Origin of the sequence: Mycobacterium marseillense (assembly GCF_010731675.1) — a bacterium.
Taxonomy (GTDB): domain Bacteria; phylum Actinomycetota; class Actinomycetes; order Mycobacteriales; family Mycobacteriaceae; genus Mycobacterium; species Mycobacterium marseillense.
On the sequence record NZ_AP022584.1, the window covers coordinates 2,778,272 to 2,799,241 of the forward strand.

A 20,970-nucleotide genomic window follows, 5' to 3' on the forward strand; every position below is an offset into this window, starting at 1 on the left:
CATGGATGGGTGAGCACTCGCGCTGATTCCGGGCCACCCGGCCCCACCGACCCGCTGGGCCGGTTCAGCGCCGTCACCCGCGAGTGGTTCACCAGCACCTTCGACGCACCCACCACCGCGCAGGCCGAGGCCTGGCACGCCATCGCCGACGGTCACAACACGCTGGTGATCGCCCCCACCGGGTCCGGCAAGACGCTCGCGGCGTTCCTGTGGGCGCTGGACAGCCTCGCCGGCTCGGCCGACCGCCCGCCGGGCACCCGGGTCCTCTACGTGTCCCCGCTCAAGGCGCTGGCCGTCGACGTCGAGCGCAACCTGCGCACGCCGTTGGCCGGGCTCACCCGCCTCGCCGAACGCCAGGGTCTGCCACCGCCGGACATCAGCGTCGGCGTGCGCTCCGGCGACACCCCGCCCGCCGTCCGCCGCCAGCTCATCAACCGGCCCCCCGACGTGCTGATCACCACCCCGGAATCGCTGTTCTTGATGCTCACCTCCGCGGCACGCGAAACCCTGGCCGGCGTGCAGACGGTGATCGTCGACGAGATCCACGCCATCGCCGCCGGCAAGCGGGGCGCGCACCTGGCGGTGTCGCTGGAGCGCCTGCAGGACGTGTCACGAGCGCTGCGGGACGACAAGCCCGCCCAGCGGATCGGGTTGTCGGCGACGGTGCGCCCACCCGAGGAACTCGCCCGGTTCCTGTCCGGTGGGAGGCCGACGACCATCGTCGCGCCGCCGTCGGCCAAGACGGTGGAGCTCACCGTCGCCGTGCCGGTGCCCGACATGGCCAACCTGGCGAACAACACCATCTGGCCCGACGTGGAGAACCGTCTGGTCGACCTGATCGAGGCGCACAACTCGACCATCGTGTTCGCCAATTCGCGGCGGCTGGCCGAACGACTTACCGCTCGCCTCAACGAGATTCACGCCGAACGCAGCGGCGTCGAGCTTTCCACCGAGGCCAATCCCAAGGTGGCGGGCGGCGCCCCGGCGCACCTCATGGGCTCGGGCCAGACCTACGGCGCCGAGGCGATATTGGCGCGCGCCCACCACGGTTCGGTCAGCAAGGAACAACGCGCCCTGGTCGAAGAGGACCTCAAACGTGGGCTGCTCAAGGCGGTGGTGGCCACCTCCAGCCTGGAGCTCGGCATCGACATGGGCGCGGTCGATCTGGTGATCCAGGTGGAGGCGCCCCCGTCGGTGGCCAGCGGCCTGCAACGCATCGGGCGGGCCGGCCATCAGGTCGGCGAGGTCTCGCAGGGGGTGCTGTTCCCCAAGCACCGCACCGACCTGATCGGCTGCGCGGTCAGCGTGCAGCGCATGCTGACCGGCCAGATCGAAACGATGCGGGTGCCCGCCAATCCGCTCGACATCCTGGCCCAGCACACCGTGGCGGCCGCCGCGCTCGAGCCGCTGGACGCCGACGAGTGGTTCGACACGGTGCGCCGGGCCGCGCCGTTCGCGACGCTGCCGCGCAGCGTGTACGAGGCCACCCTGGACCTGTTGAGCGGCAAGTATCCCTCCACCGATTTCGCCGAGCTGCGCCCACGATTGGTCTACGACCGAGACACCGGCACGCTGACCGCCCGCCCCGGCGCGCAGCGGCTGGCGGTGACCTCCGGCGGGGCCATCCCCGACCGCGGGCTGTTCACGGTGTACCTGGCCTCTGAAGCCGAAAAGCCGTCGCGGGTCGGCGAACTCGAAGAGGAAATGGTCTACGAGTCGCGGCCCGGTGACGTGATCTCGCTGGGCGCCACCAGCTGGCGGATCACCGAGATCACCCACGACCGGGTGCTGGTGATCCCGACGCCCGGCCAGCCGGCGCGGTTGCCGTTCTGGCGCGGCGACGGCGTCGGGCGCCCGGCCGAGCTGGGCGCCGCGCTGGGCGCGTTCACCGGCGAGCTGGCCGGTCTGGCCCGGGAGGAATTCGAAAAGCGCTGTGCGGGGCTGGGTTTCGACGCTTACGCCACCGACAACCTGGCGCGCCTGCTCGACGAGCAGCGGACCGCCGCCGGAGTGGTGCCCACCGACACCACCCTGCTGGTCGAGCGGTTCCGCGACGAGCTCGGGGACTGGCGGGTGATCCTGCACTCGCCCTACGGGCTGCCGGTGAACGGGCCGCTGGCGCTGGCGGTGGGCCGGCGGCTGCGGGAGCGCTACGGCATCGACGAGAAGCCCACCGCCTCCGACGACGGTGTCGTGGTGCGCCTGCCCGATACGCTCTCGGATACCGGTGAAACTCCGCCCGGCGCAGACCTTTTCGTCTTCGATGCCGACGAGATCGACCCGATCGTGACCGACGAGGTGGGCGGCTCGGCGCTGTTCGCGTCGCGGTTCCGCGAGTGCGCGGCCCGCGCCCTGCTGTTGCCGCGCCGGCACCCCGGTCGCCGCTCGCCGTTGTGGCAGCAGCGCCAGCGCGCCGCGCAGTTGCTGGAGGTGGCCCGCAAATACCCCGACTTCCCCGTGGTGCTCGAGACCATCCGCGAATGCCTGCAGGACGTCTACGACGTCCCCGCCCTGGTGGCGCTGATGACCGGCATCGCCCAGCGACGGGTGCGGGTCCTTGAAGTGGAAACGGCGCGGCCCTCGCCGTTCGCCGCCTCGCTGCTGTTCGGTTACGTCGGCGCGTTCATGTACGAAGGCGACAGCCCGCTGGCCGAGCGCCGGGCCGCCGCGCTCTCGCTGGACAGCACGCTGCTGGCCGAGCTGCTCGGCCGGGTGGAGCTGCGCGACCTGCTCGATCCCGAGGTCATCGCCGCCACCGCCCGCCAGCTGCAGCACCTGTCGGCCGAGCGGGCCGCGCGCGACGCCGAAGGCGCCGCGGACCTGCTGCGGCTGCTGGGCCCGCTGACCGAGCAGGAGGTGGCCGACCGCAGTGACGTCGCCGACGGCAAAAACGTGGGCGGCTGGCTGGAGGGCTTGCGCGCGGCTCGGCGCGCGTTGACGGTGTCGTTCGCCGGCCGCAGCTGGTGGGTGGCCATCGAGGACATCGGGCGGCTGCGCGACGGCATCGGCATCCCGGTTCCGCTGGGTGTGCCGGCCGCCTTCACCGAGGAGGTGGCCGACCCGCTGGGCGAGTTGCTGGGCCGCTACGCGCGCACCCACACCCCGTTCACCACGGCCGAAGCCGCCGCCCGATTCGGCCTGGGGCTGCGGGTGGCGGCCGATGTCCTGGGCCGGCTGGCCGGTGACGGCCGGCTGGTGCGCGGCGACTTCGTCGCCGCGGCCGAGACCTCGGGGGCGCCCGCCGGTGTCGCCGGGGCCGAGCAGTGGTGCGACGCCGATGTGCTGCGCATCCTGCGGCGGCGATCGCTGGCGGCGCTGCGGGCCCAGGTCGAGCCGGTCAGCACCGCCGCCTATGGGCGCTTCCTGCCGGCCTGGCATCACGTGGGGGCGGCCGAAACCTCGCGCGCCCCAGGACATTCCGGGCTCGACGGCCTGATGTCGGTGATCGACCAGCTCGCCGGTGTGCGGATCCCGGCGTCGGCGATCGAGCCGCTGGTGCTGGCCCCCCGGGTCCGCGACTACTCCCCCGCGATGCTCGACGAACTGCTCGCCACGGGCGAGGTCACCTGGTCGGGTGCCGGGTCGATTTCGAGCAGCGACGGCTGGATCGCGTTGCACGCCAGCGAATCCGCCCCCCTGACACTGGCCGGGCCCGCCGACATCGACCTGGGCGACGCCCATCGCGCCGTCCTGGACACGCTGGCCGGTGGCGGCGCGTACTTTTTCCGTCAGCTCGCGCAGAGCGGACTATCCGACGCCGACCTCAAAGCCGCACTGTGGGAACTGGTTTGGGCAGGCTGGATCACCGGCGACACGTTCGCCCCGGTGCGCGCCGTCCTCGGGGGCGCCGGCGCCCGGAAACGCACGCGGCCCTCCCAACCCGCGCACCGGTCGCAACGCCCGCCGCGGCTGAGCCGGTACAGCGTCGCGCACGCGCAGTCCCGGCCCGCCGACCCCACGGTGGCCGGCCGATGGTCGATCCTGCCGGCCCCCGAGCCGGATTCCACGCTGCGCGCCCACTACCAAGCCGAACTGTTGTTGGGCCGCCACGGCGTGCTCACGCGGGGCGCGGTGGCCACCGAGGGCGTCCCCGGCGGCTTCGCCACCCTCTACAAGGTGCTGAGCGCCTTCGAGGACGCGGGCCGGTGCCAGCGCGGCTACTTCATCGAGTCGCTGGGCGGGGCGCAGTTCGCCGTCGCGTCGACCGTCGATCGGCTCCGCAACTTCAGCGAGGGCGTCGATCCGGAGCGGCCGGACTACCGGGCGGTCGTGCTGGCCGCGGCCGACCCCGCCAACCCCTACGGCGCGGCGCTGCCCTGGCCGGCCTCCACCGGCGAGGGCGCGCGCCCGGGCCGCAAGGCGGGTGCGCTCGTCGTACTCGTCGACGGCGAGCTGGCCTGGTTCTTGGAGCGCGGCGGACGCTCGCTGCTGACCTTCACCGACGATCCCGCGGCCCACCACGCGGCGGCGACGGCCCTGGCCGACCTCGTCGCCTCCCGCCGCGTCGCCGGGATGCTCGTGGAGCGCATCGACGGCGTGCCGGCCCTGGCGCCCCGCGCGGACGGGCCCGGCCCCCTGGGCGCGCTCACCGACGCCGGATTCCACACGACGCCACGCGGACTGCGGCTGCGCTGATGCCCGAAGGTGACACCGTCTGGCACACCGCCGCCGTGCTGCGCGAGCACCTGGTCGGCGGGGCGCTGACCCGCTGCGACGTTCGGGTGCCGCGGTTCGCCACCGTCGACCTCACCGGCGACGTGGTCGACGAGGTCGTCAGCCGGGGGAAGCATCTGTTCATCCGGGTGGCACGGGCCAGCATCCACTCGCATCTAAAGATGGAGGGCAGCTGGCGGGTCGGCACCCGCCCGGTGCGGGTCGACCACCGGGCGCGCATCGTCTTGGAGACCGGCACCGTCCGCGCCGTCGGGGTCGACCTGGGCGTGCTCGAGATCCTGGATCGCGACCGGGACGGCGAGGCCGTCGCGCACCTGGGACCCGACCTGCTGGGCGAGGATTGGGACGCCGCGCGTGCCGTCGCCAACCTGACGGCCGACCCGCACCGGCCGATCGCCGAGGCGCTGCTGGACCAGCGACTGCTGGCCGGGATCGGCAACGTCTACTGCAACGAACTGTGCTTTGTCAGCGGGCATCTGCCCACCGCGCCGGTGAGCGCCATCGCGGATCCGCGCCGGCTGGTCTCTCGCGCACGGGAAATGCTGTGGCTCAACCGTTTACGTTGGAACCGGTGCACCACCGGCGACACCCGCAACGGACGCCAGCTCTGGGTCTACGGGCGCGCCGGGCAGCCCTGCCGCCGCTGCGCCACACCGATCACCGTCGACGACACCAAAGAGCGGGTGGCCTACTGGTGCCCGTCGTGTCAGCGCTAGTCCCGTGCGTGCGCGAGGAAAAACTGGGCGATGGCCTCCGACCCGTCCAGCGCGTGCGTGGTGGGGCCGATGACGGCCGCGGGCAGGTATTGCTTGCCGCCCGGCCAGGTGTGCCCGCCCTTGTCGACCTTGTAGAACACCACCTCGGTGGGCGCCGCACACGCCGCGGAGACAAACCGGCGGACGACCGTGCCGTCGCGGACGTCGGGCAGCAGCTCCATCGACGGTTCGCCGGTGCACCCGTCCGCCGCGCGCCACTTGGCCACCATGGCGTCCGCCGAGATGGAGTGGCTGAGCCCACCTCGGCCGCGCACCGCGCCACCCTTGTACGGCACCAGCGGGTCGGCTGTGCCGTGCGCTTCCCACACCGAGACCGGTCGCGACGGGTTGCAGGCCACCCCCACGCCGAGGGTGCCGGCCACCGGCGCCGCGGCGGCGAAGACGTCGGCCCGGTCGCAGGCCAGCCGGTTGGACATGAAGCCCCCATTGGACATGCCCGTGACGAAAACGTGGCCGGGCGCGATGTGGTAGTCGTTCTGCAGCTTGCCCACCAGCCCGACCAGGAAGGCCACGTCGTCGATGTGGCGGCGATCCGCGGGCGACGCGCCGCGCCCGTCGGCCCAGCTCTTGTCGTACCCGTCGGGGTAGACGGCCAACAGGTCGTGGGCGTCAGCAACGGAATTGAACCCCGTCAGCGCGCGCTGGGCAATCCCGGTTCCGCCGCCCCCGTGCAAACTGAGCACCAGACCGATGGGGTCGCCCGCCGGCACGTGCAACATGTAGGTTCGGTCCATGCCGCCGGATCGGAACGTACCGGAAACATCGCGAGCGCTCGCCGCCGACACGTGCCGCACCCCGCAGCCCACCACGCATATCGCCACCACAGCGAGCCACAACCACCGCGCGTACCGCATGCCGTCAGTTCGCCGACGCCGCGACGACGAGGCGGCGCCGGTTACGCGGCGCCGAAGACAGAGCAAACATTGATGTGGCACGGACCGCATTATTCGTGTTACCCCCTCGGGTAACGCCGCGGCGTGCGAGCATTCGAAACGGCCCCGCCTTCAGCAAGCTACGGCTCTTCTGTTCCACGGGAGTATCACAAATGACGAGCACCCAGATTCGCAAGCCCGGCCGGGCGCGGTCGCTCTTGGCTATCGGCGCCGTGCCGGTCGCCGGGCTACTCGGCGCCATGGCGGCACCGGCGACCGCGCACGCCACCTCCTCCGATGACGCGTTCCTCGCCGCGCTGAAAGCGAAGGGGATCAACTACGAGTCGCCGGACGCCGCGATCAACTCCGGCCACACCGTGTGCCACGAGCTCGATTCGGGCCAGAAGCCGGAGGATGTCGCCAACAACGTGCTGTCCAGCAGTTCGCTGGACAGCTATCACGCGGGTTACTTCGTCGGCGTCAGCATCAAGGCGTACTGCCCGAAGTACACGGCGGCGGCAGCTGGGTCCTGAAATTTACAGCCGGTTGACAGTCTGGTGACCAATTGGCGGCTAAAGTTGGAACATCCGAAACTAATGTGACGAGCACAAGGCCAAAATGATTCCGAAACTTTTGGTCGGTGTTGCGGGTGTTGCCATCCTTCTTGGCGCTTCCGGCTGGACCGCAGCATCGGCCAGCACCGACCCTAATCCCTTCAGTCATCTCAGCTGCGCCTGCAAGCAGTCAGATCCGCCGGGCAACCCCGCCGCGCGGGACATCATCCGGCAGGGCATCCAGCACGGTCTTTCCGCCTCACCCGTCGCGCAGTGACCGCGGTCTAGAGCCAATCGCGACGTTTGAACATCACGTACAGCACCACCATCAGGACGGCTATCACGCTGGTGCTGGCGGCGAATCCGGCCGCCGTACCGAAGCCCGGGTAGGGAACGTTCTGCCCGTAGAACCCGGTGATCGCCGTCGGCACGGCGATGATGGCCGCCCACCCCGTCAACTTCTTCATGACGGTGTTCAGCCGGGCGTCCTGCAGCGACAGGTTGGTCTCGAAGATCGTGGTGATCATGTCGCGCAGCGACTCCGTCCATTCCGAAACCCGCAGCACGTGGTCGTAGAGGTCGGCGTACAGCGGATCGAGCTGCCGGTCGGTGCCATCCGAAATGCGGTGGTGCTGAATCGAATTGACCACCTCGCGCATCGGTAGCGCCACCCGCCGCAAGTTCACCAGGTCGCGGCGCAAACCGAAGGTGCGGCGCTGAAAATTGCCCTTGCGCGAGGAACCGTCGAACAACTCGTCCTCGATGGCCTCGATGCCGTCGTCGAGGGCTTCGACGGCGGCGAAATGGCTGTCGACCACCACGTCGAGCAGGCCGTGCACCAGGGCGCCCACACCGTAGGCCTGCGCGCCGATCTCCTCCCATCGCCGGGTCACCTGCGCCATGTCGAAGTCGGGCGTCAGGCGCACGGTGATCAACCCCCGCGGCAGCACGAAGGCCGAGATGCGATGCATCGACAGCGTGCGCGCGGGGCCGTCGGCGGGGTTCGTTGCGGCGCCGGCGATCTCGGCGGCGTAGACGGTGAAGAAGGTGTGGGTTTCGTAGCCGGTGGCTTTCGCCCGTTCGGCGGCCGCCACGGCGTCTTCGACCGCCCAGTGGTTGAGGCCGAGTTCACCGGCCAGGCCGCCCAGGGTGTCGTGGTCGGGGTTGCACAGATCGGCCCACACCAGGGTGTCGGGCTCGGTGAGGTAGTCGGAGATGTGGTCGAACTCGAAGGCGTCCTGCGCCTTGCCGCCGCGCCACACGCGGCCCTGGATCTGCGGAGCGTTGCCCACCACGCGATCTTCTCAGCCCGCCGACGGCGGACGGTGCATCACCGTGCCCGGAAGCTCCGCGCCGTACTCGATGTCGTCGTAGTCGCGGCCCTTACGCCTTCGTCCACCGCTCGACCCGCGGCCCGGGCGCACCGGGGCCATCGGGAGCATGGGCGGCCCCGCACCGGCCGGGGGAAGCGGCGTCACCGCCGAGGCGAGTTGCACCGGCGCCTGCGACGAGGCCAACATCCCCACCGTCGCGGGCGGCATCGTCAGGTGGCCCAACGCAATTCCCACACCCAGCGCCGCCCGGGGCGCCAGAGACGATCCCGCGGCGGCGACCGCGCTGACGAGTTGCGTTTCCGCCGACGCCAACGCCGCGGCGCCGTCCGCCAGACCCGGACCGATCTCGGCGCCCAGCGAGCTAAAAGCGTGGGCGGTGGCCAATTGCGCCCACACACCGAGGATGTTGACGGGTACACCGCCCGCGATGAACTGGTTTCCCCAGGTGCTCCAATAGCCGAACCAGCCCTCGTTGGGGTCGAAAGCGTCTGCGGCGGTTGACCCTTGACTGATCGAGTCGGCGGCCAGGAGCTGCGCCCCGGAATTGCTCGTGGTCGTCGCCTGCATCACGGCGGCCTGTGTCGTCGCCCCCGACGGGTTCGCCACCTGGGGCGGCGGCGAGAACTGGGGCAGTTTGACGGCGCCCGCCGAGGTCGCGGCGTAGCGATACATGGCGGCCGCGTTGTTCACCCACATGGTGTGGTATTCGGCTTCGGTTTCGGCGATGGCCGGGTAATTGATCCCGAAGAAGTTGGTGGCCAGCAGCATCGCCAGGCGCGCCCGGTTGGCGGCGACCAGCGACGGGTGGACCACCGTCCAGTGGGTCAATTCGAATGCCGCGGCGACGACTTCCACCGACGTGGCGGTCTGCTGGCACTGCTGCGCGGTAAGGCGCAACCAGGCGAGATACGGTTCGAGCGCCTGGGCCATCGCCAACGACGACGGACCGTGCCACGTCGTGGACAGCCACGACAGCTCAGCGGTGTAGCTGCTCGCCGATTGCTCCAGCTCGGCGCTCAACTCCTGCCAGAAGCCGGCGGCTTCGATCAATGACCATGCGCCGGGTCCGGAGTGGATCAGCGCCGAGATGATCTCGGGCGGCAGTATCCCAAAATCCATGAACTTTTACCTTGGGGAAGAAGTGAGTGGGGCGAACGCCACGCACCGGCGCTGGTGCTGGTCGCCGCTGAAGGACCTGTCAGACCCGGCCTACCCGGTGGATACGAGCGGCGCCCGTGGTGGTGCGGCGCCAACGTCAACGTCATCCGGCCGACGGGTTTCGCGGCATCACTTTGCCTTTGACCTCCCGGCCCACGGCAACGTCCTCGTACTTTTGCTGTTTGCGTTTTCGCCAGCCGGTGCCCGCCGAGGCGGTCGGCGGCGGCACCATCATCGGCATCATGGGAAATCCTGATTCCGCGGCGGGCAGCGGGGAGGCCGCGGACGCGAGTTGCACCCCGGTGGGTGTGCCCGGCAGCAGGCCCACCACGGCCGGGGGCGCGGTCAACTTGCCCAGCGAGACACCAACACCCAGCGCGCCGGTCGGCGCCGAGGCCCCCGCGCCGATGCCCTTGATCGCGTTGGCCAACGTGGCCGAGCTCAGTCCCAGGCCCTCGGACAGGCCCGAGCCGATGTCGCCACCGACGGACGCCACTCCCTGGGCGGTCGCCAACTGCGCCCACACACCGAGCATGTTGACGGGAAAACCGGACGAGATCTCCTGGTTTCCCCAGGTGCTGAGCCAGCCGAACCAGCCGCTGTTGGGATCGAAGCTGCCAAGACCGTTGAGAGCGTCTCCCACGTTCGACCCACCCGAGCCGGAGTCCAAGAGGTTGGCGTTCATCACCGCGGCCTGTTGGTTGGCCGTCCCGTCGGGAGTGGTGTCGGGAAGCGGCGAGCTGAACCGGGACAGCTGCCCCGTCGCCTGGGACGTCGTCGCCTGGTAGCGGGTCATCGCTCCGGCGTTGTTCGCCCACATGGTCTGGTACTCGTTTTCGGCCTCGGCGATCGCCGCGGTGTTGGTCCCGAACCGGTTGGTCGCCAGCAACTGCCGCAGGCGCGTCCGGTTGGCGGTGACGAGCGAGGGATGCACCACGGTGGCCCGGGTGGCGCCGAACGCCGTGGCCGCGGCCTGCGCCGAGCTGGCCATCTGCGCGGACTGCTGCGCCGTCTCGCGCAGCCACACCAGATAGGGCTGGACGGACTGCAGCATCGCCATCGCGGACGGGCCGTCCCAGGATTCGATGAGCGAGGACAACGTAGAGGCATAGGTGGAGACCGAATTCTCCAGTTCGACGGCCAGGCGCTGCCAGGCGCCGGCGGCCTCGATCAGCGAGCCCGCTCCGGGCCCGGTGTGGATGAGTGTCGAGGTGACCTCGGGGGGTGCCAGTAGATCCATCACATCTCACAATGCCCACGCTGAGAACGCCTCAGCAAATTTCCGTTGACCAGGCCGCGAAAACGCCCCAAACTCTCTGCATCGATGCCTGCTACCTGCGGTCGGTACCTCCCAGTTCGGCCGCGGGCCGCTAGGACACCCTATACCCCCAGCAACGAAGCCTCCTCCTATTTACCTGACCAGGGAACTTCGCCCCCGCCGCTCGACGGAAGAGGGGCCGTCTATCAGACGGTGACCGAAGCGCCGCGGTTCACCGTGACGATCCGATCGCCCAGCCCGCGACGCTGCATTTCCCTGGTGAAGTCGGCCAGGGGCGACGCGAACACCGCGTAGTCGTCGAAGTGCACCGGGATGGCCTTCGGCAGGCTCAGCATCGCGACGAGTTCGGCGCCCTGGCGGCCGTCCATGGTTACCGTCAGCCCGAACGGAAGCCGCCGGCCGGCCGGCAGCCGGGTGCCGCCGAGGTGCAGCATGCCCGCTTCGATCGCATCGAACCGCGCCGGAATCTCTTTCAGCTCCTCGATCAGCAGGGTGTCCCCGGAGATATAGAGCCGGCGCCGCGGCGATCCGTCCGCGGCGACCTCGAGCATGGTGCCCATCACCGGCGGGAGCAGGCGCTGGCTCCATCCCGGCGCGTGGCGCCCGGGCAGCGACGTCAGGGTCAGGGTGGTGTCGCCCTTGGTGATCGTGTGTTCCTGCCAGGTCCGCAGGCCGCGGGCGTGCGCAAAGCCGCGGTGGTGCAGGCGTTTTGCGGCGTGCGGGGTGGTGACGATCGGAAGGTCGTGGTCGAGGCCCTGTTGCGCCACCCTGTCCCAGTGGTCACCGTGCATGTGGGAGAGCACGATCGCGTCGACCGGCGGGAGTTCGTCGATGCTCATGGCCGGCTCCCGCAGCCGCTTGGACACCAGCCCGTGGCCGAGGTAGGCGCGTTGCCCGCGGTGCAGGAAATTCGGGTCGGTCAGCAGCGTCAGCCCGCCCACCGCAATCAAGGTGGTGGCGTTGCCGACGAACGTGACGGTGATGTCCATAGGCGCGGGCTACCCACTCCCGGGCCGCCCACGCCGCGGACTGTGCGGCTCAGTCGATGTGCGTCGGCGGGTCGGCGAACGAGAAATCCGGCGGGCGCTGGTCGGGACCCATCACATCGCAGTGCCCGTCGGGCACGAGGTAGGAACTGGCACCGTTGGGAATCAGCCGGGTGACGGCCACGCAGCGCTGCCAGGTGCCGTCGGGCTGCACGGGCCCGTCGCACTTGCTGAGAACGCCGCCCCCGTACTGGCAGCCGGCGCCGGCCGGCGGCGCCCCGGCGATCAGCCCGGCGGCCGTCAGCAGGACCGCCGATGCCGAAACGATGCCGCGCTTCATGGTCGCCTCCCGTCGCCGCGCCCCCGGGGTCTGCGGCGTTGCCGAGTGCCTGTGACGCTACCGCGTGCGCACCTGGTCTGCGTAGGGATCAGCGCAGGGTGCGGTCGGCCTTGGCGATGCAGCGGTAAAGCTCCGCGCCGTAGGGGACGGCGATGACCCCGGCCCCGGCGGCGGCGAGACAGCCGCCGGGCAGCCGGTTTCGCTTCCACCGCAGCCGCCACGCGTCCCGGGACCGCGGGGTCAGGGCAGCCAAACGCTCACGGCTCAACTCGGCGGCTGACGAACTCGCGGCGCTCGCCGGTGCGCGGGTCGGTGAACTCGATGCGCCGCGCCAACAACCGCAGCGGCGTGCTGAAGTCGTCGACCGCTACGTCAATCACGTTGGGGTACAACGGATCCCCTTCGATCGGTATACCCAGCGAGGCCATGTGCACGCGCAGCTGGTGGGTGCGTCCGGTGCGGGGGGTCAGCCGGTAGAGCCCGTCCGCACTCAACAGCTCGACCAGGGTCTCGGCGTTGGGCGCACCCGGCTCGCAGATCGCCTGCAGTTGACCCCGGCGTTTGACGATGCGGCTTTCCACCACGCGGGGCAGCCGCAGCGCCGGCTCGACGGCGGCCCGGGCCAGATACGTCTTGCGCACCAGACCCCGCGAGAACAGCGTCTGGAACGCACCGCGCACCTCGCGGCGCGCGGTGAACACCAGCACCCCGGCGGTCAGCCGGTCCAGCCGGTGCGCCGGGCTCAGCTCCGGCAGCCCCAGCTCGCGGCGCAGCCGCACCAGCGCGGTCTGCGCGACGTGGCGTCCCCGCGGCATGGTGGCCAAAAAGTGTGGCTTGTCGACGACCACGATGTCGTCGTCGCGATGCAGCACCGGGATCTCGAACGGCACCGGCACCTCGTCGGGCAGCTCGCGGTAGAGGTAGACGCTCGCCCCGGCGGGCAGCACGGTGGCGGCATCGATCACCGCGCCGTCGGCACCCACCACCTCCCCGGCCAGCACCTTGGCGCGGGCCCGCGCGCCGAAGCGGGCGCTCAGCTCGGCCAGCACCGGGCCACCCCGCAGCCGCACCCGGGCCGGGCCGAGCCCGTCGCGCACGGGAAGCGGGGCGGGTCTCACTTGAGCGGGACCGGCTCGAGGATCTCGGCGCGCGCCTCGGGCGCGCTGGCCCGCAGCTCGTCGGCGGACACGTCGTCGGGCTGGGCCTGGGACAACACCTCGGCCTCCACCCGGGCGGTGTAGTTGGCGACCTCGCGGTCGATGTCCGCCGCGGACCAACCCAGCACCGGCGCAACCACATCCGCGACTTCGCGGGCACAATCGACACCGCGGTGCGAGTATTCGATGGAGACTCGCATCCGGCGGGCCAGGATGTCCTCCAGATGCAAGGCCCCCTCGGCGGTCACGGCATACAGCGCCTCGACCCGCAAATAGCCCGGTGCCTCCTTGATCGGGTCGAGCAGGTCGGGGCGTTCGTCCGCCAGCGCCAGCACGTCACCGATCAACGACCCGTAGCGGTCCAGCAGGTGGCGCACCCGGTAGGGATGCAGCCCCTGCAGCTCGGCGACGTGCTCGGCCTGGTTGATGAGCGCGAAGTAGCCGTCGGCGCCCAGCAGGCTGACCTTCTCGGTGATCGACGGCGCCACCCGGGCCGGAATGAATTGGGCCGCAGCATCAATCGCGTCGGCGGCCATCACCCGGTAGGTGGTGTACTTGCCACCGGCGATGGCCACCAGCCCCGGTGCGGGCACCGCCACGGCGTGCTCGCGGGAAAGCTTCGAGGTTTCCTCGCTCTCCCCGGCCAGCAGCGGCCGCAGCCCCGCGTACACCCCGTCGATGTCGGCGTGGGTCAACGGTATGGCCAGCACCGTATTGACGGTTTCCAGGATGTAGTCGATGTCGGCCTTGGTGGCCGCGGGGTGGGCCAGGTCGAGATCCCAGTCGGTGTCGGTGGTTCCGATGATCCAGTGGCTCCCCCACGGGATGACGAACATGACCGACTTCTCGGTGCGCAGGATGATCGCGACGTCGCTGACGATGCGGTCGCGCGGCACCACGATGTGCACGCCCTTGGAGGCTCGCACCTGAAATCGCCCGCGCTGCTTGGACAATGCCTGGATCTCGTCGGTCCACACCCCAGTCGCGTTCACCACGACATGGCCGCGGACTTCGGTGACCGCGCCGTCCTCGGAGTCGCGGACCCGCACCCCGGTGACTCGATCGCCCTCGCGCAGCAGGGCGACGACCTGGGTGGAGGTACGCACCACCACGCCGTAGTGCGCGGCGGTGCGCGCAACCGTCATGGTGTGCCGGGCGTCGTCGACAACCGTGTCGTGGTAACGGATTCCGCCGATCAGCGAGCTGCGCTTGAGGCCCGGGCTCAACCGCAACGCGCCCGCGCGGGTCAAATGCTTTTGCGCCGGAACGGATTTCGCCCCACCAAGGCGGTCGTAGAGAAAGATGCCGGCCGCGATGTACGGGCGCTCCCACATGCGATTGGTCAGCGGGAACAGGAATGGCATCGGCTTGACCAGGTGCGGCGCCAGCGTGGTCAGCGACAGCTCGCGCTCGTAGAGCGCCTCGCGCACCAGACCGAACTCCAGTTGCTCGAGGTAGCGCAGGCCGCCGTGGAACATCTTCGACGAGCGGCTCGAGGTGCCCGAGGCGAAGTCGCGCGCTTCCACCAGCGCCACCTTGAGCCCGCGGGTCGCAGCGTCCAGCGCGCAGCCCGAACCCACCACGCCGCCGCCAATCACCACCACGTCGAACTGCTCGGCGCCCAGCCTTTCCCAGGCCGCCCGCCGCTGCTCCGGTCCCAGCACGGACACCGGCGAGCTTCGCTGGGTGGACGCGTGGATGGGATCAGTCACGACCTGGACTCCTCACTGGGTTACTCGTCAGTAGGGGCGTGCTGCACCAAGGCTAACCGCTAGTCCAGATCGTCGTGCGCCATGAGCCGCCGCGCCGCCTCGGTGATCGAGCCGGACAGCGACGGGTACACGGCGAGCGTCTGTGCCAGCTCGTTGACCGTGATGCGGTTCTGCACGGCGACCGCGATCGGCAAGATCAGCTCGGAGGCGATCGGCGCCACCACCACACCGCCGATGACCACGCCGGTGGACTTGCGGCAGAACACCTTCACGAAGCCCTGCCGCAGCCCGGACATCTTCGCGCGCGCGTTGGTGCGCAGCGGCAGCATGATCGTGCGCGCCGACACCGAACCGTCGTCGATCATCGTCTGGGGCACGCCGACGGCCGCGATCTCGGGCCTGGTGAACACCGTCGCGGCCACGGTGCGCAACCGGATCGGGCTGACGCCCTCGCCCAGCGCGTGATACATCGCGATGCGGCCCTGCATCGCGGCGACCGAGGCCAGCGGCAGCAGGCCGGTGCAGTCGCCGGCGGCGTAGATGCCGGTCACCGAGGTCCGCGACACCCGGTCCACGGTCAGGTAGCCGCCGCGGCCCAACTCGATGCCGACCCGCTCGAGGCCCAGGCCGTCGGTGTTGGGCACCGAACCGATGGTCATCAGGGCGTGGCTGCCCTCGACGGTGCGCCCGTCGGCGAGGGTGACCAGCACGCCATCCCCGGCGCGGGTGACCGACGCGGCGCGGGCGTTCTTCACCAACTTCACGCCGCGCTCGGAGAACGCGGCCTCCAGCACTCGGGCGGCGTCGGCGTCCTCGTAGGGCAGCACCCGGTCGCGGCTGGCGACGACCGTCACCGGCACACCCAATTCGGTGTAGGCGTGCACGAACTCCGCGCCCGTGACCCCCGACCCGACCACGATGAGATGCTCGGGCAGCGCGGTCAGGTCGTAGAGCTGGCGCCAGGTCAGGATGCGCTCGCCGTCGGGCTGGGCCGACGGCAGCACCCGCGGACTGGCGCCGGTGGCGATCAGCACCACGTCGGCCTCGTACTCGCTGGTCACGGGGCCGTCGGTCCCCGAATCGGAGTGGGTCGCCTTGATGTTGTGGCGGGCCAGCCCCGGCGTGGGGTCGATGAGCTCGCCGCGGCCGGCCACCACGTGCACACCCACGCTGAGCAGCTGATCGGTGATGTCGGCCGACTGATCGGTGGCGAGTTGCTTGACGCGGTGATGGATCTGGGGCAGCGAGAGCTTGGCGTCGTCGATGTCGATCTCGAAGCCCAGCCGCGGCGCCCGGCGCAACTCCGTGCGCAGCCAGGTCGACGCGATGAACGTCTTGGACGGGACGCAGTCGTCCAGGACGGCCGCTCCACCGATGCCCTCCGAGTCGATCACCGTGACGTGGGTGGTGTCGGGGTGGGAGGTGGCGGCCACCAGCGCGGCTTCGTAACCGGCCGGGCCGCCCCCGAGGATCACGATGCGGGTCGCCACAGCCCTAACCTAACGAAGCCGGCCGCCCCCCGCGCAACGCTCGGGGGAAGACCAGGCCAGCTCGGACGTCTAAGCTTTCACCCTGTGCCGCTCTACGCCGCGTACGGGTCGAACATGGACCCCGAGCAGATGCTGAAGCGCGCACCCCATTCGCCGATGGCCGGAACGGGCTGGCTGCACGGGTGGCGGTTGACCTTCGGCGGCGAGGACATCGGCTGGGAGGGCGCGCTGGCCACGGTGGTCGAGGACCCCGGCTCCAAGGTGTTCGTCGTCCTCTACGACATGACGCCGGCCGACGAGATCAACCTGGACCGCTGGGAAGGCTCGGAGTTCGGCGTCCACCAGAAGATCCGGTGCCGGGTCGAGCGCATCTCGTCGGACACCACCACCGACCCGGTCCTGGCGTGGCTGTACGTGCTGGACGCGTGGGAGGGCGGCCTGCCGTCGGCCCGATACATCGGAGTCATGGCGGACGCCGCCGAAATAGCTGGCGCCCCAAGCGATTACGTGCACAGCCTGCGCACCCGCCCGGCCCGCAACATCGGCCCGGGCACCAGCGCCTGACGAGCGCGAGCGCGGAAATTCATTCGCGCGCCCGCGACAGAAAGAGTAGACAGACAAGTCGATGATGCACGCCCGATTCGGGGTGCGCTGCCCAGTAAGGTAATTCGACTGTCCATCCTGTCCACACCGGTTCTCGCCGACGCGCTGGCGCGTGTGTTCGCCGCCGCGGTCAATCCGACCCCCAAGGCCGCCGTGCGCTTCCCCGAGGTCGCGGGCCGCACCAGCGAAGTCACCATCCCCACGCGGCACGGCCCCACCCGCGCGACCGTGTATCACCCGCCGGCGGGCACGACCGACCCGCCCGTCTACGTCAACGTGCACGGCGGCGGGTTCGTGGTCGGGCACCCCGAACAGGACGACCCGTGGTGCCGGTATCTGGCCGCCAACGCGGGCGTGGTGGTGATCAACCCCGACTACGTGCTGGCGCCGCGGCACCGGTTTCCGGCCGCGGTGCACCAGATCTACGACGTGGTGTGCTGGGCGGCCGGCCCGCACGGGGACTGGGACGGGACGCGGCTGTGCGTCGGCGGCCAGAGCGCCGGCGGCAACCTGTCGGCCGCCGCCGCCCGGCTCGCGCAGGAGAACGGCGGCCCGCCGATCGCGCTGCAGGTGCTGCACTACGCACCCCTTGACCTGGTCACGCCCACCCGCGACAAGCCGTCCGCCCTCGGCCGTCGGGCCATCATGAAACCGTGGATGGGCGAGGTTTTCGACACCGCCTACATACCCGACTCGGCGCAGCGGCACCACCACCTGGCCTCGCCCGCCTGGGGGAACAACGCCGATGACGTCGCCGGAATCGCGCCGGCGCTGGTCGTGACGGCCGAGCACGATCGACTCCGCGACGAAGCCCGCCGGTACGCGGAAAAGCTGGACGCCGCCGCGGCGTTGGCGGAGTACTACGAGGTGGCCGACGTCGACCACGGATACAACATCATGAGCCAGGCCGCCGACGTCACGCGCCGCACGTACGCCCACATCGCCCAACACGTCGTGCGCGCCACGAACGGCGCCCGCTAAGGCCGCTCGAACACCGCCGACTGCTCGACGATGTTGGCCAGCACCCGCACCCCGATCGCCAGGGCCCGCTCATCGAGATTGAACGTCGGCTGGTGCAGGTCCAGCTGCGGCCCCACCCCGGGCCAGACCCCCAACCGCGCCATCGCACCGGGGATCTCCTCCAAGTACCAGGAGAAGTCCTCGCCGCCTCCGGACTGGCGGGTGTCGGCCAGCGCGTCGGGGCCGACGGCTTCGATCGCGTGGGTGAGGATGCGCGTCGAGACGTCCTCGTTGACCACCGGCGGCACGCCGCGGCGGTATTGCAGCGTGTGTTCGATGGCCAGCGGCGCGAGGAGCCCGGACACGGTCTCGCGGATGATCTCCTCGAGCCCCACCCAGGTCTGCCGGCTCGCGGTGCGCACGGTGCCGGCCAGCACGCCGGTCTGCGGGATGGCGTTGGCGGCCACCCCGGCATTGACCGCGCCCCACACCAGCACGGTGCCGTTGCGCGGGTCGATGCGGCGCGACAACACCCCGGGTAGCCCGGTGATCAGCGTGCCCAGCCCGTACACCAGGTCGGCGGTCAGGTGCGGGCGCGAGGTGTGCCCGCCGGGTGAATACAGCGTGATCTCGATCTGGTCGGCCGCCGAGGTGATCGGACCGTGCCGGACCGCGATCTTGCCGACCTCCAGCCGGGGATCACAGTGCAGGGCGAAGATCCGCGACACCCCGTTGATGGCGCCGGCCGCGATGGCGTCGATCGCCCCGCCGGGCATGAGTTCCTCGGCGGCCTGGAAGAGCAGCCGCACCCCGACCGGTAGTTCGGGCACCGACGCCAGCGCCATCGCGGTGCCCAACAGAATGGCGGTGTGCGCGTCGTGCCCGCAGGCGTGCGCGACGTTGGGCATGGTGGACGCGTAGGGGGCGCCGGTGCGTTCGGCCATCGGCAGGGCGTCCATGTCGGCCCGCAGCGCGATCCGGGGCTCGTGCTCGGGTCCGATGTCGCAGACCAGTCCGGTGCCGCCGGGCAGCACCTTCGGGTTGAGACCCGCTTCGGCCAACCGCTCGGCGACGAACTGGGTGGTGGCGTACTCCTGGCGGCCCAACTCGGGGTAGCGGTGGATGTGCCGGCGCCATTCGACCAGGTCTGCGTGATGTGCGGCCAGCCAGGATTCGGCGGCGTCGGCGGGTCTCATGCGCGCTCCCCGCCGCGTCTGCGTTCGTGCGCCGCCATCACCCGGTCGCGTTCGGCGGGCGTCTGGGCCAGCCGGACCACCGTGCGCGCCAGCATGATCGCGCCCTCGATCACGGCGCGGTCGGCGCTGGGATTGGCGGCGGCGGCGGCGAAGCCGCGCTGGTGAACCATGGCCCCGCCGGAATCGAGCCCGATCACCGGGTGGATCCCGGGCAGCACCTGGGTCACGTTGCCCATGTCGGTGCTGCCCATGGGCAGCGCCGCCTCGTACTCGCGGGCCACCGGTTCGCGGCCCAGCCTGCTCATCTCGTCGCGAAAGACGTCGGCCAGCCATTGGTCGGGGGTGAGCTCGTCGTAGGCCGGTGCCGGGTTGTCGATGTCGTATTCGCAGCCGGTGGCCAGCGCGCCCGCGGCGAAGCAGGCGTACATCCTGCCCTCGAGCTCGCGGAGCGAATCGGCCTCGACCGCGCGCATCGCGTACTCCAACTTCGCGCGCCCGGGAATGACGTTGACCGCCTGGCCGCCGTCGGTGACGATCCCGTGCACCAGCTGCCCGGGCGCCAGTTGCTGGCGCAGCAGGCCGATGGCCACCTGCGCGACGGTCACGGCGTCGACGGCGTTGATCCCCAGGTGCGGCGCGACGGCCGCGTGGGATTCCTTGCCGCGGTACGTGACGGTCGCCTCGGACAGGGCCAGCGAACGGGCCGCGGCGATATCGGTCGGCCCGGGATGGAGCATCACCGCCGCGGCGATGTCATCGAACACCCCGGCCCGCAACAACAGCGCCTTGCCGCCGCCGGCCTCCTCGGCGGGAGTCCCCAGCAGCGCCACCCGCAAGCCCAGCTCGTCGGCAACCTCGGCCAGCGCCAGCGCGGTGCCCACCGCCGACGCCGCGATGATGTTGTGGCCGCAGGCGTGCCCGATCTCGGGCAGCGCGTCGTATTCGGCGCACACCCCGACGGTCAGCGGCCCGCTGCCGAACTCGGCGCGAAAGGCGGTGTCCAGGCCGCCGGCGGCCGCCGTGATCTCGAAGCCGCGCTCGGCGACCAATGCCTGCGCCTTGGCGCAGCTCCGGTGCTCGGCGAATGCCAGTTCAGGCTCGGCGTGGATGGCGTGCGACAACTCGACAAGGTCGCCACCGCGCCGCCGCACGACAGCTTCGACGCTGTCTAACGGGCTGTCTGAGGGGGCGAGGGGCACTCTCGCAGTATGTCACTCACCGACGTACGGGCCTGAGGCCCTGAGGGCTACACCAGCCCGGCGATGAATCCCGCCGCCTGGCCGGGGTAGGGCGGGGCGGAGTAGTCGTGGTGCGCATCCCGGTCGCGACCGCCGACGACGCAGACGGGATCGCCTTCGCTGCACAGGTCGATGGCGCGGCCGGCGAACGCACCCGTCGACGACAGCGGCGTGTTGAAGCGGTTGCCCGGATTGCCGAAAACCGCGACGGCCCTGATCTTGTTGGCCAGGCCGGGATCGAGCGCTGGCGCCGAGCCGAAGTTGCCGATGCGCTGGCCGACGGGCGGCACCCCGGCGAGCATCGAGATCGCGGCGGCGCCCTGCGAGAAGCCGCCGAGCACCAGCCGCGTCGACGGGCACTGGTCGACCATCTCCGCGATGTGGTCGCGGGCGTCGTTGGCGGCGTCGGCGGTCGTCAGGAAGTTGTAGCTGGCCGGATAGTTCACCGCATACGAGTCGACGCTGCGCGATCCCAGGGCGGGCTGCAGGGCGGCGAACAGCGCGTCGCCGACCACACCCAGACCGGGCGGCTCGGCGGTGCCGCGGGCGAAGATGAGTTGGACAGCCGGGCAGTCGGCTGCCGCCGTGGGCGCCGGGCCGAGTGTGACCGAAACCACTGACAGCACAACGGCAACCGCAAT

19 protein-coding genes are annotated in these 20,970 nt (G+C 70.7%); 6 read left to right on the top strand and 13 right to left on the bottom strand.

The features are described from left to right. Positions 1-9 precede the first annotated feature (9 nt). Both G6N26_RS12585 and nei2 read left to right on the top strand, forming a co-directional pair. Entirely contained in the window at positions 10-4,635 is a 4,626-nt protein-coding gene (locus G6N26_RS12585; protein ID WP_083017481.1) for an ATP-dependent helicase, read from the top strand. Further along, positions 4,635-5,390, top strand: coding sequence for an endonuclease VIII Nei2 (gene nei2 / locus G6N26_RS12590; RefSeq protein WP_067173618.1), 756 nt, complete (start codon positions 4,635-4,637; stop codon positions 5,388-5,390). The genes G6N26_RS12585 and nei2 overlap by 1 nt, the downstream gene beginning before the upstream one ends. Here the strand turns inward: nei2 and G6N26_RS12595 are convergent. Next, the gene (locus G6N26_RS12595; protein WP_067173621.1) at positions 5,387-6,304 is read right to left on the bottom strand and encodes an extracellular catalytic domain type 1 short-chain-length polyhydroxyalkanoate depolymerase; all 918 of its coding nucleotides are present in this window, start codon (positions 6,302-6,304) and stop codon (positions 5,387-5,389) included. The two genes, nei2 and G6N26_RS12595, sit on opposite strands and share 4 nt — an antisense overlap. Before the next feature lie 191 nt (positions 6,305-6,495). Between G6N26_RS12595 and G6N26_RS12600 the strand changes: the two genes are divergently transcribed. Both G6N26_RS12600 and G6N26_RS12605 read left to right on the top strand, forming a co-directional pair. Next, positions 6,496-6,855: a DUF732 domain-containing protein gene (locus G6N26_RS12600; RefSeq protein WP_067173622.1), complete on the top strand. Its 360-nt coding sequence runs from the start codon at positions 6,496-6,498 to the stop codon at positions 6,853-6,855. Between the two features lie 85 nt (positions 6,856-6,940). Continuing rightward, positions 6,941-7,153, top strand: a complete 213-nt coding sequence (locus G6N26_RS12605; protein WP_082991502.1) for a hypothetical protein — start codon at positions 6,941-6,943, stop codon at positions 7,151-7,153. A gap of 7 nt (positions 7,154-7,160) precedes the next feature. Here G6N26_RS12605 and G6N26_RS12610 read toward each other — a convergent pair whose 3' ends face one another. The 9 genes from G6N26_RS12610 to G6N26_RS12650 all read right to left on the bottom strand — a co-directional run bounded on the left by G6N26_RS12610 (position 7,161) and on the right by G6N26_RS12650 (position 16,332). Then, complete coding sequence (locus G6N26_RS12610) at positions 7,161-8,168, bottom strand: magnesium transporter CorA family protein (RefSeq protein WP_067173660.1); 1,008 nt, start codon at positions 8,166-8,168, stop codon at positions 7,161-7,163. A 12-nt stretch (positions 8,169-8,180) separates the two neighbouring features. After that, positions 8,181-9,329, bottom strand: coding sequence for a PPE family protein (locus G6N26_RS12615; RefSeq protein ID WP_067173625.1), 1,149 nt, complete (start codon positions 9,327-9,329; stop codon positions 8,181-8,183). A 142-nt stretch (positions 9,330-9,471) separates the two neighbouring features. Then, a complete protein-coding gene (locus G6N26_RS12620) occupies positions 9,472-10,608 on the bottom strand; it encodes a PPE family protein (protein WP_083017479.1) in 1,137 nt (378 codons plus the stop codon). A 224-nt stretch (positions 10,609-10,832) separates the two neighbouring features. Then, positions 10,833-11,636, bottom strand: a complete 804-nt coding sequence (locus tag G6N26_RS12625; RefSeq protein WP_083017477.1) for an MBL fold metallo-hydrolase — start codon at positions 11,634-11,636, stop codon at positions 10,833-10,835. Between the two features lie 49 nt (positions 11,637-11,685). Beyond that, positions 11,686-11,973, bottom strand: coding sequence for a CDGP domain-containing protein (locus tag G6N26_RS12630; RefSeq protein ID WP_083017475.1), 288 nt, complete (start codon positions 11,971-11,973; stop codon positions 11,686-11,688). Positions 11,974-12,061: 88 nt separating this feature from the next. After that, positions 12,062-12,226 carry a hypothetical protein gene (locus G6N26_RS12635; RefSeq protein ID WP_232067453.1) on the bottom strand — a complete coding sequence of 55 codons (165 nt, stop codon included), beginning with the start codon at positions 12,224-12,226 and terminating at the stop codon, positions 12,062-12,064. Between the two features lie 4 nt (positions 12,227-12,230). Further along, a complete protein-coding gene (locus G6N26_RS12640; RefSeq protein ID WP_083017473.1) occupies positions 12,231-13,091 on the bottom strand; it encodes a pseudouridine synthase in 861 nt (286 codons plus the stop codon). Then, positions 13,088-14,842: a glycerol-3-phosphate dehydrogenase/oxidase gene (locus G6N26_RS12645; RefSeq protein ID WP_067173637.1), complete on the bottom strand. Its 1,755-nt coding sequence runs from the start codon at positions 14,840-14,842 to the stop codon at positions 13,088-13,090. Before G6N26_RS12645 ends, G6N26_RS12640 begins: the two co-directional genes overlap by 4 nt. Positions 14,843-14,901: 59 nt before the next feature. Beyond that, the gene (locus G6N26_RS12650) at positions 14,902-16,332 is read right to left on the bottom strand and encodes an NAD(P)H-quinone dehydrogenase (protein WP_067173639.1); all 1,431 of its coding nucleotides are present in this window, start codon (positions 16,330-16,332) and stop codon (positions 14,902-14,904) included. A gap of 84 nt (positions 16,333-16,416) precedes the next feature. Between G6N26_RS12650 and G6N26_RS12655 the strand changes: the two genes are divergently transcribed. Both G6N26_RS12655 and G6N26_RS12660 read left to right on the top strand, forming a co-directional pair. Beyond that, positions 16,417-16,896: a gamma-glutamylcyclotransferase gene (locus tag G6N26_RS12655; RefSeq protein ID WP_067173642.1), complete on the top strand. Its 480-nt coding sequence runs from the start codon at positions 16,417-16,419 to the stop codon at positions 16,894-16,896. Between the two features lie 192 nt (positions 16,897-17,088). Next, on the top strand, positions 17,089-17,916 hold the full coding sequence (locus G6N26_RS12660; protein WP_083017600.1) for an alpha/beta hydrolase: 828 nt from the start codon (positions 17,089-17,091) through the stop codon (positions 17,914-17,916). Here the strand turns inward: G6N26_RS12660 and G6N26_RS12665 are convergent. The 3 genes from G6N26_RS12665 to G6N26_RS12675 are packed head-to-tail and all read right to left on the bottom strand — an operon-like array spanning position 17,913 to position 20,952. After that, the gene (locus G6N26_RS12665; RefSeq protein ID WP_067173643.1) at positions 17,913-19,091 is read right to left on the bottom strand and encodes a M20 family metallopeptidase; all 1,179 of its coding nucleotides are present in this window, start codon (positions 19,089-19,091) and stop codon (positions 17,913-17,915) included. The two genes, G6N26_RS12660 and G6N26_RS12665, sit on opposite strands and share 4 nt — an antisense overlap. Continuing rightward, positions 19,088-20,290, bottom strand: coding sequence for a M20 family metallopeptidase (locus G6N26_RS12670; RefSeq protein WP_067173646.1), 1,203 nt, complete (start codon positions 20,288-20,290; stop codon positions 19,088-19,090). Before G6N26_RS12670 ends, G6N26_RS12665 begins: the two co-directional genes overlap by 4 nt. 47 nt (positions 20,291-20,337) lie before the next feature. Then, entirely contained in the window at positions 20,338-20,952 is a 615-nt protein-coding gene (locus G6N26_RS12675) for a cutinase family protein (protein WP_179960367.1), read from the bottom strand. Positions 20,953-20,970: the final 18 nt, after the last annotated feature.